This window comes from Nonomuraea sp. NPDC003754 (assembly GCF_053605785.1).
In genome coordinates this window covers 73,544-91,588 of record NZ_JBSGJX010000029.1, presented here as the reverse complement: position 1 = coordinate 91,588, position 18,045 = coordinate 73,544, and the positions used below count along the sequence as shown (strand labels likewise).

General features: G+C 72.8%; 10 protein-coding genes, 1 tRNA gene and 1 pseudogene. 8 read left to right on the top strand and 4 right to left on the bottom strand.

Going from position 1 to position 18,045, the window contains the following annotated elements:
- The first annotated feature begins 20 nt into the window (after positions 1 to 20).
- Positions 21 to 2,051, top strand: a complete 2,031-nt coding sequence (locus ACWEVS_RS30725; RefSeq protein ID WP_449931242.1) for a protein kinase domain-containing protein — start codon at positions 21 to 23, stop codon at positions 2,049 to 2,051.
- A 137-nt stretch (positions 2,052 to 2,188) separates the two neighbouring features.
- Here the strand turns inward: ACWEVS_RS30725 and ACWEVS_RS30720 are convergent, their stop codons facing one another.
- The gene (locus ACWEVS_RS30720) at positions 2,189 to 3,211 is read right to left on the bottom strand and encodes a M48 family metallopeptidase (protein WP_449931240.1); all 1,023 of its coding nucleotides are present in this window, start codon (positions 3,209 to 3,211) and stop codon (positions 2,189 to 2,191) included.
- A gap of 86 nt (positions 3,212 to 3,297) precedes the next feature.
- On the opposite strand from ACWEVS_RS30720, the gene nadD reads away from it, so the two are divergent.
- The 5 genes from nadD (at position 3,298) to ACWEVS_RS30695 (ending at position 6,092) form a co-directional block, all read left to right on the top strand.
- Positions 3,298 to 3,912, top strand: coding sequence for a nicotinate-nucleotide adenylyltransferase (gene nadD, locus ACWEVS_RS30715; protein ID WP_449931238.1), 615 nt, complete (start codon positions 3,298 to 3,300; stop codon positions 3,910 to 3,912).
- Positions 3,913 to 4,110: 198 nt separating this feature from the next.
- Entirely contained in the window at positions 4,111 to 4,506 is a 396-nt protein-coding gene (rsfS, locus tag ACWEVS_RS30710; RefSeq protein ID WP_449931236.1) for a ribosome silencing factor, read from the top strand.
- On the top strand, positions 4,503 to 5,132 hold the full coding sequence (locus ACWEVS_RS30705; RefSeq protein ID WP_354916405.1) for a histidine phosphatase family protein: 630 nt from the start codon (positions 4,503 to 4,505) through the stop codon (positions 5,130 to 5,132). The genes rsfS and ACWEVS_RS30705 overlap by 4 nt, the downstream gene beginning before the upstream one ends.
- Positions 5,133 to 5,260: 128 nt before the next feature.
- Positions 5,261 to 5,333, top strand: a tRNA-Ala gene (locus tag ACWEVS_RS30700).
- A 93-nt stretch (positions 5,334 to 5,426) separates the two neighbouring features.
- Positions 5,427 to 6,092, top strand: a complete 666-nt coding sequence (locus ACWEVS_RS30695; protein ID WP_452554303.1) for a hypothetical protein — start codon at positions 5,427 to 5,429, stop codon at positions 6,090 to 6,092.
- A gap of 127 nt (positions 6,093 to 6,219) precedes the next feature.
- Here ACWEVS_RS30695 and ACWEVS_RS30690 read toward each other — a convergent pair.
- Positions 6,220 to 6,312: pseudogene (locus ACWEVS_RS30690) on the bottom strand (DNA-binding response regulator); the annotation flags it as partial.
- Positions 6,313 to 6,373: 61 nt separating this feature from the next.
- On the opposite strand from ACWEVS_RS30690, the gene ACWEVS_RS30685 reads away from it, so the two are divergent.
- Both ACWEVS_RS30685 and ACWEVS_RS30680 read left to right on the top strand, forming a co-directional pair.
- Positions 6,374 to 7,072, top strand: a complete 699-nt coding sequence (locus ACWEVS_RS30685; protein WP_452554302.1) for a hypothetical protein — start codon at positions 6,374 to 6,376, stop codon at positions 7,070 to 7,072.
- Positions 7,069 to 7,596, top strand: a complete 528-nt coding sequence (locus ACWEVS_RS30680; protein WP_452554301.1) for an anthrone oxygenase family protein — start codon at positions 7,069 to 7,071, stop codon at positions 7,594 to 7,596. Before ACWEVS_RS30685 ends, ACWEVS_RS30680 begins: the two co-directional genes overlap by 4 nt.
- 143 nt (positions 7,597 to 7,739) lie before the next feature.
- Here ACWEVS_RS30680 and ACWEVS_RS30675 read toward each other — a convergent pair whose 3' ends face one another.
- Together ACWEVS_RS30675 and ACWEVS_RS30670 are read right to left on the bottom strand one after the other, a co-directional pair.
- Positions 7,740 to 12,998 carry a non-ribosomal peptide synthetase/MFS transporter gene (locus ACWEVS_RS30675; protein ID WP_452554300.1) on the bottom strand — a complete coding sequence of 1,753 codons (5,259 nt, stop codon included), beginning with the start codon at positions 12,996 to 12,998 and terminating at the stop codon, positions 7,740 to 7,742.
- Positions 12,995 to 17,812 (bottom strand): amino acid adenylation domain-containing protein, encoded by a 4,818-nt coding sequence (locus tag ACWEVS_RS30670; RefSeq protein WP_452554299.1) that lies wholly within the window; start codon positions 17,810 to 17,812, stop codon positions 12,995 to 12,997. Before ACWEVS_RS30670 ends, ACWEVS_RS30675 begins: the two co-directional genes overlap by 4 nt.
- Between the last annotated feature and the right edge of the window lie 233 nt (positions 17,813 to 18,045).

Here is an 18,045-nt window from a genome sequence, read left to right as displayed (position 1 = left end):
GCGCCGAGCGGGGAGGGAGCGTGAGCAAGCTCGGCAAGGTCGGGCCATACACCTTGCTCGAACGGCTCGGCCGGGGCGGCATGGGCGAGGTGTACCTGGCCAGCACCCGCAAGGGAGAGCGCGTCGCCCTCAAGGTGCTGCACGACCTGATCGAGGATTCCGCCTCGCGTATCCGTCTGGAGCGCGAGGTACGCGCGTTGCGCAGGGTCGAGAGCCCCTACGTCGCCAGGGTGCTCGACGCCGATCTCGACTGCGCCAGGCCGTACCTGGTGATGGAGCACATCGAGGGCGACAACCTGCTCGACCGGGTACGGCGCAGCGGCCCGCTGCGCGGCGCCGACCTGGTGGAGGTGGCGCAGGGCGTGGCGGCGGCGCTGGCGATCGTGCACGCCGCGGGTGTCATCCACCGCGACCTCAAGCCCGCCAACATCCTCATGGGCGCCGAGGGGCCGGTGCTGATCGACTTCGGCATCGCCCAGGTGATCGACGCCACCAGGCTGACGATGACCGGCACCTTCCTCGGCACGCCGGGCTACGCGGCTCCGGAGCTGTTCGCCGACGAGCACGTGGGCGAGCCCGCCGACGTCCACGCGTGGGCGGCGACGGTCGCCTTCGCCGCGACGGGGCGGCCGACGTTCGGGCGAGGCACGGTCGAGGCGCAGATGTACGCCGTGCTCAACGGGCAGGCCGACCTCAAGGGGGTGCCGGCCGGGCTGCTGCCGCTGGTGCGGGCGGCGCTCAACAGGGAGCCGGGCAAGCGGCCGACCGCCGCGCTGCTGGCCGACCGGCTGGCCAGGCTCGCCAGGGCGACCGTCGCCGCCGACGAGGACGTGAAAGCGCTCAGAGGCAGGGCCGCCGACGCGGCCAGGACGGCGCGGGCACGCGCCGACGAGGAGGTCAAGCCCGCCCGGAGCAAGGCCGAGGAGCCCAAGGTCGTCAAGCCGCGGGCGGCCGATGACGCCAAGGGGATCAGGCCCAGGACCGGCGAGGACGGCAAGGTCGCCAGACCGCGGCCGGCCCCCGACGACGGCAAGCCGGTCCGGGCCCGGGCCCAGGACGACGCCAAGCCGGTCCGGCCACGGGCCCAGGAGGACGGCAAGCCGGTCCGGCCACGGGTTCAGGAGGACGGCAAGCCGGCCAGGTCACGGGCCCAGGAGGACGGCAAGCCGGTCCGGGCGCGAGTCCAGGACGACGCCAAGGCGGCCAGGCCACGGGCCCAGGACGAGGCCAAGGCGGCCAGGACGAGGGCCGGCGAGGACGGCAAGGCCGTCCGGTCCCGGTTCGCCGAGGAGGGCAAGGCGGGCAGGGCGCGCGTGACCGACGACGCCAAGGCCGCCCGCGGGAGGGCCGCCGCCGACGAGCCCAAGGCGGGGCGCGGGCGGGCGGCGGAGGAGCCGAAGCTCGTCCGCAGCCGGATGCCGGGCCTGGCACGGGGCCGGGCGCGCGACGACGGCAAGGCGGCGGCCCGCGCGCAGGCCAGGGCGGCGCGGGTCCGGCGGGCCGCGGCGGCGCAGGCGGAGCCGGCCCCCACCACGCTGCCCGCGGGGAACGCGGCACTGCTGCTGCTGGCGGTGCTGGCGGTGCCCTGCGTGGTGACGACCGTGATCTGGCCGATCGCCGGTGTGGCGATCACCGGGGCGTTCGTCGTGCTGGTGCGCACGGTGTGGACCAGCCACTGGCTGGTCAGGAACCGCACCTCGAAACGGGTGCGGGTGTCGCTGCGGGTGCTGCTGTTCCCGTTCGCGCTCGTCTTCTCGCTGGTCACCTCGGCGGGCTGGCCGGGGCTGCCCGTCGCGGCGGCCGCCGGCGGGGTGCTGTGGATGGTGGCGGGCGGCGAGCTGGGGCCCGACTGGTGGCAGCAGCCGGCGCCGGTGACGGCGGCGGGCGTGGTGTTCGGCGTGCTGTGCGGGGCGATCACCGGCAGGGAGGTCGAGCGGGCCGGCGCCGGCCTGCCCGAGCTGCGCAAGGAGGGCCTGCGCGCGCTGGCGGTGCTGGGCGGCTTCGTCGCGGTGTGCGCCGCCGCCGTCCGCGCGATCGCCCTCCTGCTCTGACGGGCACATGATCGCTCTGACCGGTACATGACCGCTCTGACGGGCACGTGACCGCTCTGACCGGGAAATGACTGCTCTGACGGGCACATGACAAAGGTCTGGAAGGCGGCACTTCCAGACCTTGCCGGTGGGCCGGGTCAGTTGTCGCGGCGGGAGAAGCGGTTGAAGATGCGCTCGCCCGCGTTGACCGCGCCCTCGGCGACGTCGCGCAGGACGCCGATGAACGGGTCCTGGGACTCCGACCAGGAGCGGCGGTAGGACTCGGCGGCCGCCTTGACCTCGTCGGTGACACGGGCGCCGGCGTCGTCCTCGCGGCGCGGGTAGGTGCCGCCGACGATGCGCTCGTACTCGCCGCTGCGCTGCCACTTGTCGAGCTCGGCGACGCGGACCACCGCGAACGGGTGCGTGGTGCCGAGCAGGTTGAGCACCTTGAGGAAGCCGTCGCGCAGGTCACCCGCGGTGTCGTACTCCTGGTACTGGGCCAGGAAGGCCTCGATGTTCATCTCGTGGGTGTAGGCGCCGCCCGCGAGCTTCATCAGCGCCCGCTTGGCCGCCTCGGGGTCCTGCCCGCTGAGCAGGCCGCCGCGGTCGGCTGACAGCTCCGACTTGCGGTACCACTCCTCGAGGCCCGCCACGATCGCGCGCAGGCCGATGTAGCCGAGCGGGATCCAGGCCACGCGGGTGGCCAGGCGGGTGAGGATGTCGAGCATCGTCCGGTAGACGGCGTGGCCCGACAGGATGTGGGCGGTCTCGTGGCCGATGACGAAGCGCTGCTCCTCCTCGTTCATGAGGTTCAGCAGACCCGTCGTCACCACGATGAACGGGTCGTCGAAGCCGATCGCCTTGGCCTGGACCTGCGGGTCCTGCTGGACGTAGATCTCCGGAACCCGGTGCAGGTCGAGGATGTAGGCCGCGTCGCGGCCCATGTCGTACAGGGAGCGGAACTGGGTCTCGCTCACCCGTACGGCGGAGGCGAGGTACATCAGGCGCAGCCGGCGCTCGCTGATCAGCCCGGACATCTGCTTGAGAACCGTGTCGAACCCACTGAGCTTGCGCAGAGCGACCAGAGCGGACCTGTCTGCGGGGTGTTCGTAGGCACGGGACGAGATGCCGGGCAGTTGCACGCGGTTGCGATCCGGGGTGGTCGTCATGTCCGGCATGCTACGTCGGCGGCGGGTGTGATGCGCGTTTCTCGGAAAGGGGGGTGCTGAATGGCGGGATATGGCATCCGCGTAAGGTCCGTTCCATGATGAACGCGCCCAGTGTCCAGGGAAAGCGACGCGTGGGGGTGATGGGTGGAACCTTTGACCCGATCCACCACGGTCACCTGGTCGCCGCGAGCGAGGTCGCCCACCACTTCGAGCTCGACGAGGTCGTCTTCGTGCCGACCGGCCGGCCGTACCAGAAGGCGGAGAGGGAGGTGTCGGCGGCCGAGGACCGGTACCTGATGACGGTCATCGCGACGGCGTCGAACCCGCGTTTCTCGGTCAGCAGGGTGGACGTGGACCGGCCGGGACCGACGTTCACCATCGACACCCTGCGCGACATCAAGCGGATCTACGGCCCCGATTCCGAGCTGTTCTTCATCACCGGCGCCGACGCGCTGGCCGCGATCCTCGACTGGCAGGACGCCTCCGAGCTGTTCGAGCTGGCGCACTTCGTCGGCTGCACCCGGCCGGGCCACACGCTGCGCGACCCGGGGCTGCCGGAGGGGAAGGTAAGCCTGGTCGAGATCCCCGCGCTGGCGATCTCCTCCTCCGAGTGCAGGTACCGGGTCTCGAAGGGCGAGCCGATCTGGTACCTCGTGCCCGACGGGATCGTGCAGTACATCGGCAAGCGCGGGCTCTACCACACGGCCTAGCCGCACGAGGAGAGCCGGACCCGCATGGGCGTCCCCGGCCGGGGCAGCGGAGGCGTGTGCCGCTCGCTCGGGCATCGGTGGGACATGAGCCGACATGTACGGCCTGCGGGCGAGAAGCTATGTCCGGCAAAAGCCGGGGATACTATCAGGGTAAGCGTGGTCTATACACGTAGTCACACAGGAGGACAGACCCGCATCGTGACAGCATCCGAAAGATCCGTTCAGCTGGTCAGGGTCGCGGCCGAGGCCGCCGCCGACAAGCTGGCCGATGACATCCTCGCCTATGACGTGAGCGAGCAACTCGTCATCACCGACGCCTTCGTGCTCTGCTCCGCCACCAACGACCGCCAGGTGCGCGCCATCGTCGACGAGATCGAGGACAGACTCCGCATCGAATGCGATGCCAAGCCGGTCCGCCGCGAGGGCGAGCGGGAGGGGCGCTGGGTGCTCCTCGACTTCGTCGACATCGTCGTCCACGTGCAGCATGAAGAGGACCGCACCTTCTACGCGCTCGAGCGCCTCTGGAAGGACTGCCCCTCCATCGCGCTGCCGGAGAGCGTCACCAACACCGCCGCCCAGAGGGCCCGTACGTGAGCAAGCGGATCGTCTGCCTGCGTCACGGCCAGACCCTGTGGAACGTGGAGCACCGCTTCCAGGGGCACACCGACATCCCGCTCGACGAGACGGGCCTCGCCCAGGCGGCGAGGGCGGCCTCGCTGCTGGCGTCGCTGCGACCCACCATGATCGTCTCTTCCGACCTGCGGCGCGCCAACGACACAGCGCTCGCCCTGGGCCGGCTGGTCGGTCTGGACGTCTCGGTCGACAAGGACTTCCGCGAGCGCGGCGGCGGCGCGTGGGAGGGCCTGACCCGCGACGAGATCGCCGCCGGATGGCCGGTCGAGTACGCCTCGTGGGAAGCGCCTGACGGCGAGCCCGTGTCCGAGGTGGCCGATCGGGTCGGGGCCGCGCTGCGCAGGTGGACGGGCAGGCTCGGCGACGGCGGGCTGCTGGTCGTCGCCTCCCACGGCGCGGCGCTGCGGCTCGGCATCGCCCACCTGCTGGGGCTGCCCCAGGAGCTGTGGTCGGCGCTCGGCGGGCTCGGCAACTGCTCGTGGTCGGTGCTGGAGGAGGGGCGCAAGGGATGGCGCCTGCTCGAGCACAACGCGGGCACCCTGCCCGAGCCGATCAACAGCGACGACATCCCCGAAGCGGCGTCGTGACCGTCAGGGGGCGCGCGGGCGTCCCCTGACGGCGGGTGAACTCGGCCCGAACGTTCGATTATGCGAAACGGGAGAGAAGGTTATATGCTCTCCGAGCGCCGCAACGAGAGAACTCGGAGCGGTGACCAGGGGCTATAGCGCAGTTGGTAGCGCACCTCCATGGCATGGAGGGGGTCAGGAGTTCGAGTCTCCTTAGCTCCACAGCCAAGAACCGCCCCTTGCCTGACGCGACAGGTAAGGGGCGGTTTCGTTTTTCGTGGTGCTCGTTCGCGGCGATCGCCTAGAGTGCGCCAGGTGATCATCAAGCGTTCGACGGCGGCCGCCGGCCTGTTAGGCGGCCTGCTTCTCATGTCCCCGCCCGCGCTGGCCGAAGGCCCCGCCGGGCCCGTGTCTCCGGCTGAGCTCAAGACCGCTCTGCTCCTGCCGGAGGATCTCGGCGCCGAATTCGTCCACAACAAGATCCGGAACAGGGAGTTCCTGGACGCCGAGACCGCCCATACGAAGGCGTGCGCCAAGGCGATCAAGGGGTTGGCTCCGTTCTCGCGGAGCAAGGCCGCGACCTGGCTGATGCGGGACGGCGTCCCCGAGGGGGTCAGGGAGTTCATCGTGAGCGGGACTCGCGCGCAGCTCTCCACACTGGAGCGGGCGGCCAAGGTCATGGTCCGTGACTGCGGCCAGGTCAGAGCCGGCACCGAGAACATGAAGAAAAAGATCACCAAGCTGCCGGTCGGCAGGCTCGGCGACAGCGCGTACGGGATCAGGTATTGGGCGGAGAACCCGGCCACGGACCAGGGCCCGGTGATGGCCGTGGACATCGTGATCATCAAGGTCGGCGACGCCATGATCGCGCTGGAACACAGCGGCTTCTACGGCCGGTTCGATCCCGATCTCACCAGACCCGCCGCCGAGAAGGCGGCGACAAGGCTCCGAGAGGCTCTGGAGAGCTCGTCGCGCGGTTAGGCGAGGTGGTGTTCCGGCCCGCCGGAGAGGGTGGGCCGGGATCCGATCCGTGGATCAGGCCGTGCGCCGTGAGGGGCCTGAACGGAGTTCAGCGATGACGATTCCTGCCCTCGGGCGTGTGGGCCGGTCAGCGGACGAGACCCGACTGGTAGGCGATCACCACGAGTCGCGCGCGGTCGCGGGCGTCGAGCTTGACCATGGCCCTTCCCACGTGGGTGCGGACCCACGATGCGCCGGCAGGCCGACGACAGCGGCGGCCGGGCGGGGGAACGCTGGCGTCCATGTCCGATGAACGTGTTGCCCATGGTTCCCGCGCACATCCGACGAGCCGCGGCCCGACCGGGTGGCCGGCGCGCAGGCCCCGGCTGCGCAAGGCGGTGCTCGTCGTCCACGTCGGCGCCTCGGTCGGCTGGCTGGGCGTCGCCGTCGTCATGATCGTCCTGGGGATCACGCTCCGGTACACCCAGGACCCGGCCGTCACCCGGGGCGGCTACCTGATGATGACGGTCATCGACGACGTGATCGTCATTCCGGCGGGGCTGCTCAGCCTCGTCACCGGCATCGCCGGCGGGCTGCTCAGCACGTGGGGCGTCGTCAGGTACCACTGGGTGGTCGCCAAGCTGGCCCTGGTCGTGCTGACGATGGCCAACGGCTTCTTCTTCCTGCACGGCTGGACCGGCCAGGCCCTGGCCGCCGCGGCGGGACCGGCCGCGGCTTCCGGCGGCAACGGCCCCGATGTCGCCAGGGGCCTGCTGATCGCAGGAAATCTCACCGCCTTCGCCCTGCTGGCCGCGGCGACCGTCCTGTCGATCTACAAGCCGTGGGGGAGGACCCGCTGGGGACGCCGCGTGGCCGCCCGGAGACAACGGGGGCGCGCGGACCGCGACCACCGGGCCGACCACCGTGCCGACCATCGCGCCGACCATCGCGCCGACCGGCGGGCCGCCGGGCCGTCCTTGTCCGGCTGGGAGGCGCGATGACGCGCGTCGTGTGGTTCGCCGCGCTGACGGCGACCGGGCTGATGGCAGGCATCATGGCCGGGGGTGTGCTCACGGCTCGGGCCATGCTCGGCCAACCAGCCGCGGTGTACTCCGCGGTCGCCCGGCCGACGCACCAGACCTTCGCGCTGCCGATGACGGCCGTCGCGCTGGTGGCCATCGCCGCGACCGCGACGCTGCTGACGATGCTGTGGAGGCGCCGCCCTCGCCGGGTCGCGGCGACCGCCGTGGCGCTGCTGTGCCTGCTCGGGGCGATCGCCACGACGCTCGTGGTCAACGTGCCCATCAACGGACGGATGATCCATGAATGGCCGGGCCGCATCCCGGCGGACTGGGCCCAGGTCCGCGACAGATGGAACACCTGGCACGTCGTCAGGGCGGCGCTGAGCATCATCGCCCTCGGCTGCCTCGCGGCGGCGCGGGCGCCCAGGTTCCGCGCTCCGCGCTCTTCCCTGGCGATCGAGGCCGACGATGCCGACGATGCTGACGCGAGGAGGGCGGGTTGACAGAGGACCCCGGTCGCCGGTGACGGCGAGCCGGGGTCCGAGAGGGGGTTGAGGCCGAGGGGTGGGGTCCGGGAGGGGGTTGAGGGCCGAGGATCGGGTCCGGGAGGGGTTGAAGTCCGGCGGTTGGAGTCCGGGCGGTTCGGTCAGGCCGCGCGCAGGGAGCGGTCGGCCTCGGCCTGGACGGCGTCGAGCGAGTCGGCGATCTCGGCACCGGCCACCGCGTCGGGCAGATCGTCCTCCATCCGGCGCAGCGGGCGGTACCAGAGCCCGAGCGCCCCCCACAGCACCAGCAGCGCGCCGGTGGCCGCCAGCAGGAGCCCGATGCCACGGCCGGGTCCCACGCCGGCGATCGTGCCGACGACGGTGTCGGCGAGCGCTCCACCCGGCTCCAGCAGCGGGGCGAAGAACGCGGTCAGCGGCGGCGCCGTCAGGAAGGCCAGCGGCGTCATCGACACGGCCAGCATCTGGTTGGTGGCCAGCACGCGTCCCTGGAGCTCCAGGCCCACCTTCATCTGGATGAGCGCCATCCAGTGGGTGTTCAGGATGCTGAGGCACACCCACGACACCAGGCCACCGATCGCCGCCAGCACGACGGAGGGCCGCAGCCCGATCAGCAGCACGCCGAGGCCGAAGCCGCTGACGAAGCCGACCATGCCGATCGCCCTGCGGGAGGTGCCGCCCCAGAACACCATCACCACGCCGCCGAGCACGGCGCCGAGGCCCTGGGCGGCGGTGACGGTGCCGACCGCGGTCACGTCGCCGAACGACAGCAACGTGGGGACGGTGACCGCCAGCGCCAGCATGCCGAGGTAGTTCTCGACGGTGAAGAACGCGATCATGATCATGAGCGGGCGGCGCCGTACGAGGAAGCGCCAGCCGCCCACGATCGACTGGGCGAAGCTCTCCTCGAGCCGGCGGAAGAGCCGGTCGGGGAAGCGGACGGCCAGCAGCGTCGCCAGGCCGATCAGGAACGTGACGATGTCGATCGCCACCACGCCGTGCAGGCCGAACAGCGTGACCAGCGCCGCGCCCGCCATGGGCGCCAGCAGCATGCCGAGCCCGGTGCCGAGGTTGGCGAGGGCGTTGGCCTGCATCAGGTACGGCTTGGGCACCAGCTGGGCGACCGCCGCCAGGTAGGCGGGCCGGTGGAAGGCGGTGACCAGGGACAGCGTCCCCGATATGACGCCGACCTGCCAGATCCGCAGGTCGCCGAGCCACAGCAGCAGCACCAGCGCGGTGGTCGCCACGGCCGAGACCGCGTCGCACGCCAGCATGACCAGCCTGCGGTCGATCCGGTCGGCGACCGCGCCGCCCAGCGGGGCGGCCAGCAGGGCGGGCAGTACGGCCAGCATCGTCACCAGCGCGTAGTCGGCGACGCGCCCGCTGCTCTGGTAGGCCCACACGCCCAGCGCGAACGAGGTGAGCGCGCTGCCCAGCAGCGAGGCCGTCTGCCCGGCGGCGACGGTGTAGAAGCGGCGCAGGTCCCTGCGCGCGTCGGCACCGGTGACCCCGGTGTCGCCGGCGGGCGCGGGCAGGTCGCCGGACGACCAGGCCGACAGGTGGCGGTCGATGTGGGCGGCGACCTGGTCGGCCTGGTGCTTGAGGAAGTAGTGGCCCGCCTTGGGGATGACCGCCAGCGCGACCCGGTCGGCGAAGGCGCCCCACTCCCGGTAGCGCTCCTGGTAGAGCTCGGTGGCCCGGTCGCGCTCGCCGATCAGGCACAGCACGGGCGCCTGCAGCCTGCGTGGCGCGGCCAGTTCCCCGGTGAACCAGGCGGTGGCCTCCTCCACGTCGTGCCGCAGGGCGCGGATCATGAGGTCGACGTCGGCCGCGTCCTCCTCCAGCCCGAGCGTACGCAGGAAGTCGCGCTGCGAGCGGTCGGAGCTCCACCGCGAGGAGGGGAAGCGGCGGTTCCACCACGCCGACAGCCTGCCGGGAAGCCGGGCGTCGGGGAAGCTGCCGCCGAGGAACAGCCCGGCGACGGGCACGCCCGCCTCCTCCAGCCGTAACGCGACCTCCGTGGCGGGGGCCGAGCCGACGCAGTGGCCGTACACGACGACCTGCTCGCTGCGCGGCAGCTCCGCCAGGATGGCGTCGACCAGCTCGGGCAGCGGCAGCATGGGCTCGTCTGGCCGGGCGGGGTCGTGTCCCGGCAGCTCGACCGCCAGGACGGCGGTGCCGGCGTCCCGTTCGGCCAGCGCGGTCGCCAGGGGCCCGTAGGCGGCGGCCGAGCCGCCGCCGTAGGGGATGCAGAGCACGGTACGGCGGGCCGTGGCGGGCCCGGCGAGCCGGTGCAGGATCCCCGCCTCACCCGCGTCGGCGGACAGGTAGGCGGCCAGCTCCCTGATCGTGGGCCTGGTGAACAGGTCGATGACGCGCAGCGAGGGGTCGATGTCCCTGACGGCGCGGACCGCCTTGAAGGAGTCGCCGCCGAGGGCGAAGAAGTCGTCGTCGACGCCGAAGTCGTCGGTGCCGAGGACCTGCGCCCACGCGGCGGCCACTCTCAGCTCGGCCGGCGTGCTCGGCGGGATCCGCTCGCCCGCCGCGGCCACCTCCGGCATCGGCAGCGCGGCCCTGTTGACCTTGCCGATCGGCGTGAGCGGGAGGCTGTCGAGGACCACGATGGCGGGCGGCACCATGTACTCCGGCAGCCGCTCGCGCAGGCCCGCCCTGATCGCGGCCGGGTCGGCGGTGGCGGGCGCCACCCAGGCGGCCAGCCGCCGGTTGTGGGCCTCGCCGATCGGCAGCACGACCGCCTCCGCCACCCCCGGCTGGTCCTGGAGCGCGGCCTTGACCTCGCCCAGCTCGACCCGGAAGCCGCGGATCTTGACCTGGTCGTCGACGCGGCCGAGGAACTCCATCATGCCGCCGGCGTCGAGCCTGACCCGGTCGCCGGTGCGGTAGACGCGCTCGCCCGCGTGCTGGACGAACCTGTCGGCCGTCAGCTCGGGACGGCCCAGGTAGCCGCGCGCCAGGCTGGGCCCGCCGATCCAGAGCTCACCGGGCACGCCACGGGGCAGCGGCCGTCCCGCGGGGTCGACCACGTAGCAGGTGACGTCGGCCAGGGGTGTGCCCAGGGGGACGACGGCCGAGCCCGTCGGCGTGTCCGGTGCCACGCAGGCCAGCACGGACACCGTCGTCTCGGTGGGGCCGCAGTGGATCTGCAGTTCCAGGCCCGGCTTGGCGGCCCTGATGCGCTCGGCCAGCTCCCAGGAGGTCGCCTCGCCGGCGAGGATCAGCACCTTCTCCGGAAGCATCGCGGCCAGGTCGCCGTGCGCCGCCAGGAGCTCCAGATGGCTCGGCACCATCTTGATGACGTCGATGGGATGCGCCGCCAGGTAGGCGCTGTAGGCCTCGGGGTCGGTGGCGGTGTCCTGGTCGACCAGGTGGACGGTGGCCCCTGCGACGATCCCGCCGAGCAGGCAGGTCAGGACCAGGTCGGCGGCGAAGGTCGAGACGACGCCGTAGGAGCGGTACTCGCCGGTCAGGCGCTCGGCCACCGCGAGCAGGAAGTGGACGATGGCCCGGTGCTCGACGGCCGTGCCCTTGGGACGTCCGGTGGAGCCCGAGGTGAACAGCACGTAGGCGAGGTCCTCGGGCGAGACGGTCACCTCGGGCGGGGTGTCCGGCAGGTCCTGCGCCAGGACGTCCTCCAGCACCAGCGCGCCCGCGATCCTGGGGGCCAGGTCCCGGTCGGCGAGCACCAGGCGGGTCTCGCCGCTGGAGACCATGTAGGCCAGCCGTTCGTCGGGAGAGGCGGGTTCGAGCGGCAGGTAGGCCGCTCCCGCCTTCAGCACGCCGAGGATGGCGGGGATGAGGGGGGCGCGCCGGTCGAGGAGCAGCCCGACCACGTCGTCGCGGCCGACGCCCTCGGCGATCAGCCGGTGGGCGATCCTGTTGGCCTGCCGGTCCACCTCGGCGTAGGTCAGCCCGCCCACCGCGACGGCGTCGGGGGTGCGGGCCACGTGTTCCTCGAACAGCCGGTGGAGCGGCCGTGACAGGTCGTAGTCGCGCTTCGGCCCGGCGGCCAGCGGCCCGGTGACCGGTTCGAGCGGTACGGCGCCCGCCGGCGCGTCGAGGTCGGCGAGCATGCCGTCCAGGAGCGTGACGTACCATCCCGCCATCCTGCGGGCGGTGTCCTCGTCGAACAGGTCGCGGCGGAAGGTCAGCGATCCGACGTAGGAGTCGCCCGCGTTGTTCAGCGCCAGGTTGAGGTCGTACTTGGCGGTGCGCAGCGGCGGCTCGAACACCTCCGCTTCCAGGCCGGGGAAGCGCGGCGGGGTGGCGGGGGAGTCCACCACGTTGAGCACCGCCTGGAAGATCGGCGTGGTGGCCAGGTTGCGGTCGGGGTTGACCTGCTCGACCACCCGCTCGAACGGCGTCTCCCGGTGCGCGAACGCCTCGAGCGCCACGTCGCGGGTACGGGCCAGCAACTCCCGTCCCGTCGGGCCGCCGGACCTGTCGACGCGCATGACCAGCGTGTTGACGAAGCAGCCCAGCATCCGCTCGGTGTCGGGGTGCAGCCGGCCCGCCTCCAGCACGCCGACGGGCACGTCGTCGGTGGCCGAGACGCGGCCGAGCAGCTCCTGCCAGACCGCCAGCAGCACCATGAACGGCGTGCATCCGGTCTCGGCGGCCACCCGCCTGATCACCGCCGCGTCGACGCGCAACGGGATCTCGCCCGCCGACCAGTCGGCCACCGACGGACGCGGCCGGTCGGTGGGCAGGTCGAGCACCGGTTCGAGACCCGCCAGGCGCTCCACCCACCAGGTCGCGTCCGGCTCCGGCCGTCCGGCCAGCCACTCAGCGTAGTCGGCGTACCTGACCCGCGGCGGCTCGGGCGGCTCGGCCAGGCCGAGCCGCGCGGTGTAGAGGGCGGCCAGCTCGCTGATCGCCAGGTCGCGCGACCAGGCGTCGAAGGCGACGTGGTGGACGGTCAGCAGCAGCACGTGCTCGTCCTCGCCGCCGGCGAACAGCGTGGCCCTGGTCGGTGGTTCGGATTCGAGCCGGAAGGGCCGGTAGGCCTCCGTCTCCAATGCCGTCTCCAATGCCGTCTCGAGGTCGGCGTGCTCGCCGGCGAACCCGATGGGCACCCGGTCGGCGGGGACGACCGTGGTGCCGTCCTTGCCGACCAGGGTGCGCAGCACCTCGTGCCGTTCCACCAGGTCCCTGACCGCGTCGAGCAGGGCGCTCGTGTCGAGCGGGCCGCGCAGCCGTACCGCGGTGGGCACGTTGTAGGCGGCCCGCTCGTCCAACTGCGACAGGAACCACAGCCGCGCCTGGGCGGGCGACAGCGGGGCGGGCCCCTCGCCGGTCCTGGCGGGGATCCCCGGCTCGGCCCGCGCCACCGTACGGCGGGCGGCGGCCAGGCGCTCCGCGAGGCGGTCCTGGAGCTCGGTCACTGTCCCGCCTCCATGTCCGCGATGAGCAACTCCTCCACGGCGGCGGCGAAGCCGGCCAGCGTCGGGTGCTCGAACAGCAGCCGGACGGGCACCTGGAGCGCGAGAGCCTCCATGAGCCTGCCGGTGACCAGCGTCGCGGCCACCGAGTGACCGCCGAGGGCGAAGAAGTCGTCGTCGGCGCTGACGGCGCCGAGGTTCAGCACCGCCTGCCAGACGTCGGCGACCAGGAGCTCCGCCTGCGAGGCCGGCGCGACGTACTCCCTTCCGGCGTCGTGATCGGGTTTGGGCAGCGCCGCCCGGTCGAGCTTGCCGGAGGAGGTGGTGGGCAGGGCCGCCACGCGGATCCACTGGCGGGGCACCATGTAGTCCGGCAGGCGCGCCCGCAACGACTCCCGCAGCTCGGCGTCGGTGGGTATGTCGCCGCCGTCGACGAGGTAGCCGACGAGCCGGTCGTCGTGGACCGTCACGGCCGCGTCGGGCACGAGCTCGCGCAGCGCCGTCTCGATCTCGCCCAGCTCGATGCGGTGACCGCGGACCTTCACCTGCTGGTCGCGGCGGCCGAGGAAGTCGAGCGTGCCGTCCGGCCGCCAGCGCACCAGGTCGCCGGTGCGGTAGCGGCCGCCGGTGAAGGCGGGGGAGCGCAGGCCGCGGTAGCCGCGCGCCACGCCGGCGCCGCCGATCCACAGCTCGCCCTGCATGCCCGGCGGCACCAGGCGGCCGGCCTGGTCGAGGACCTGGACGTCCTCGCCGGGCAGCGGGCCGCCGATGGACACGCTGTCGCCGACCGGCGCGGTCAGCAGTGTCATCGTGGAGTAGATCGTGGTCTCGGTGGGGCCGTAGGAGTTCCACATCTCGCCGACCCTGGCCAGCAGGTCGCCGGCGAGCACCGGGTCGAGCACCTCGCCGATGCTGATCGCGCGGACGCGCGGCCCGCCCTTCCAGCCCGCGGCCACCAGCATGCGCAGCGTGGTCGGCGTCGCGGTGAACAGCGTGACCCCCGACTCGTCGATCCTGCGGGCGATCGCGTGGCCGTCGACGGCGTCGTCCCTGCCGAGCAGCTCGATCCGCAGGCCGCAGGCCAGCCCGGCCCACAGGTCGAAGCCGAAGACGTCGAAGGAGAACGGTGTCAGGCCGAGCATGACGTCGTCCGGCCGGACGCCGGGGGTGACCCGCATGGCCGCGACGAACGCGGCCAGGTTCGCGTGCGTGACCTCCACGCCCTTGGGCCGGCCGGTCGAGCCCGAGGTGTAGAGGACGTAGGCCAGGTCGTCGGGGCCCGGCAGGCCCGCGTGGCCGGCGTCCTCGGCAAGGCCGGCCAGGTCGAGCACGCGCGCCTCACCCGCCACCTCGCGGGCCACGGCCAGCGCCTCGCCCGCCGACACGATCGTCGTGACACCCGCGTCGTCCAGCTGGTAGCGCAGCCGCTCGGCGGGCTGGTCGGGCTCGACGGGCACGTAGGCGGCGCCCGCGCGGGCCACGCCGAGCAGCGCGGCGGGCAGGAAGCGGTCGCGCGGCAGGCACACGCCCACGGTGGCGCCCGCGGCCTCGGCGCCCAGCGCGCCGGCGATCCGGCCGGACAGCGCGGCCAACTCGCTGTAGGTGAGCGTCCCCTCGTCGTCCACCACGGCGGCGGCGTGGGGCTGCCGGGCGGCCTGCTCGAGGACGGCATGCGCCACCGTCGGCGGCACGTCCTCGGGCAGCGGCGCCCCCGTGCCCCACTGCCTCAGCAGCTCCCGCTCCTCGGCGGTGACCAGCTCGAAAGCCGACAGCGGCAGGTCGGGGCCGTCCAGGAGGGTGTCGAGCAGCCGCATCAGCCGGTCGGCGAACGCCTCGGCCGCCGCCCGCCCGACCAGGTCGAGGTCGTACTCGAGCTGCACCTCCACGCCGTCCACCGTGGTGTTGACGAACACGGTGAGCGGCGCCTGCGCGCCGCCGCCGCTCAGCTCGCCGAGCAGCTCGACGGTCAGGCCGCCGCCGGTGGCGGTGACCGGCACGTTCGGCGGCTGGAGCGACAGGACGACAGGGGTGAGCAGGGAGCCGCGCGGGCGCTCGATGCCGGAGACGGCCAGGCGCTCCTGCGGGGACAGGCCCAGGTGGTCCAGCGAGCGGGCGGTCGCGGCGGCGGTGCGCGCGACGGCCTGCCGTACGGGGAGGTCGGGGTCGAGCCTGACGCGCACGGGCAGCACGTCCACCAGAGGGCCGACCAGCGACTCCAGGTCGGGATGGGCGCGGTCGGCGACGGCCGCGCCGAGCAGCACGTCGGGCCGGTCGGTCTGGGCGGCGACGAGCAGGCCGAGCGCGGTGAAGTACACCGCGAACGGCGTGGTGCCCGTCGCGGCGGCCAGGTCGTGCACGGCCGCCACGGTCCGCGCGGGGACGGGACGGGTCAGCCGCGTGCCGCGGAACTTGCTCGGCCCGCCGCCGGCGCGCCCGGCCAGCTCGTACGGCGGCGCCGCCCCCGCCAGCTCCTCGGCCCAGAACGCGCGCAGCGGCTCGAGGTCGACCTCCTTCTCCATGAGGGCCACGTCACCCACCTGGACGGGCGGCTGCCCGGCCGCGCCGGTGAGGGCGGCCAGGAGCGTGGCGTTCGACCAGCCGTCGTAGGCGATGTGGTCGGTGACGACGACGAGCTCGGCCGTGGAGTCGTCCTGCCACTGCAGCCAGGCGCGCAGCAGCGGGACCTCGGCCGACAGGTCGAAGCCGTGGGTGATGTCGGGCTCGCCGTCCTCCTCGAACGGGACGGGAGCCGGCGGGCGGACCTCGGCGACCGGCTCGCCGTCCTCACCCATGACGATCACGCTGCGCAGGACCTCGTGGTCACGCACCAGCCCGTCGAGGGCCGCCCTCACGGGCGCGGCGTCGGTGAGCCCGGCCAGGCGCAGCCGGAAGGCGAGCGTGGTGGCGTTGCGGGTGTGGCTCACCTCGCGCAGGAGCCACATGCCGTGCTGGGCGGCGGTCAGCGGGTAGCGGGTCGCGCCGTGGTGGCGCACCAGGGCGGCCGCGCCGGTCGACCGCTCGGCCACCTCGACGAGCGGGGCCAGCTCGGCGATCGTGGGACGGCCGAGGAAGGCGGTCAGGACCACGCGGGCGCCGAGGTCGCGCTCGATCATCGCGCAGACGCGGGCGGCGGCGAGGGAGTGGCCGCCCAGGTCGGTGAAGTGGTCGTGGACGCCCACCCGCTCGACGCCGAGGACCGTGCCGATGATGTCGGCCAGGCGCCGCTCGGTGTCGGTGGAGGGGGCGGTGTGCTCGCCGCGGGCGGCGGTGAGGTCGGCGGCCGGGAGCGCGGCCCTGTCGATCTTGCCGGTGGGGCCGAGGGGGAGACGGTCCATGACCGTGATGCGGGTGGGCACCATGTAGTCGGGCAGGCGGTCGCGCAGCCACTGCCGGAGCTCGACCTCGGTGAGAGATCCTGGTGCCGCGCCGGGCGCCGGCTCGACGTAGGCGATCAGGCGGCGGACGTCGTTGCGGTCGGTCTGGGTGAGGACGGCCGCGTGGTTGACCGAGGGGTGGCGGACCAGCGCCGCCTGTACCTCGCCGAGCTCGATCCTGAAGCCGGCCACCTTCACCTGGTCGTCGTTGCGTCCCAGGTACACGTAGCGCGCGCCCTGCCCGTCCTGCCCGGCCTGGCTGCTTCGACCGGGCTCGCGCCGGACGAGGTCGCCGGTCCGGTAGTGGCGCACGCCCTCGGCGTCCACGACGAAGCGTTCGGCGGTCAGGTCGGGGCGGTTCAGGTATCCCCGCCCGACCAGCGGCCCGGCCACCCACAGCTCGCCGGGTTCGCCGTCGCCCAGCGGCTCGCCCCGCTCGTCGCGGACCGACAGGATCGAGCCCGCGTAGGGGCCGCCGATGGTCGGCTCGGCCGTGTCGTCGCGGGTGATCTCGGCCGAGGTGCAGGTGACGGTGCACTCCGTCGGGCCGTACACGTTGACGACGCGGCGCACGCCGGGGTTGGCGTAGAAGCGGTCGACCAGCGCCCTGGTGAGCGCCTCGCCACCGGCGATGACCGTGCGGACGTTCGGCGGGAGCGGCTCGTTGAGCAGGGCGGTGAGGGCGGACGGCGCGCCGTACAGGGCGCGCACCTCGTCACGGGCCGGCAGCGACGGCAGCGACAGCACGGTGTCGGCGACGATCACCGTGCCGCCGGCGATGAGCGGCATGAACATCTGGGTGATGCTCGGGTCGAAGCAGACGGAGGTGGCGAAGAGCATGCCGTGGAGTTCGTCGGCGTAGACGCCGGTCTCCCACGTGAGCAGGGCCATCGCGTTGCGGTGCTCGATGACCACGCCCTTGGGCCGGCCGGTCGAGCCCGAGGTGTAGATCACGTAGGCGACGTCCGAGCCGTCGCCGGTCTCCGCCGGGCCGGGTAAGGCCGCGCCCTCACCGGTCGTGCCCTCGACGGCCGCGCCCTCGACGGCGGTGAGTGTGTCGAGCAGGAGCGGGGCGGCGCCCGACGAGCGCAGCACCGCCTCCTGCCTGCGGGCGACGGGTGTCGAGGTGATCAGCTGTGCCATCTCTGCGTCGGCGGCGATGAACTCCAGCCGGTCGGCGGGGTAGGCGGGGTCGAGCGGGACATAGATCGCCCCCGCCTTCCACACCCCGAGGACGGCGGCGAGCAGTCCTTCGTCCCTGTCGAGGCACACGCCCACCGAATCTCCGCGCCCCGTTCCCCGTCGGCGCAGTTCGGCGGCGACCAGTTCGGCCCGTTCGTCCAGTTCGGCATAGGTGAGGCGGGTGGTGCCCGCCACCACCGCGGTGCGCTCAGGAGTGCGTCGCACCTGCGCGGCGAATGCCTCGTGAACTCGTTCGATCACCAAGGGATCTCCCCCAGCAAGAGTGCCTGTTTTTCCGGGGCACACATTTGCACCGTGCGGGAGGGTTCGGGGTATATGACACGTTTCGTTACCAGAACGATGATCTTGTCAGAAGTTAAGAAAGTTTCCTCTGACTGGGTGAGGTAAAAACTTTACCTACGGATGGTCATCCCTCCATGTCGCGCTGTATTCGCGACCGGCCGGGGCGGCGGTGTGGCGGCGTGTTCGCCGAT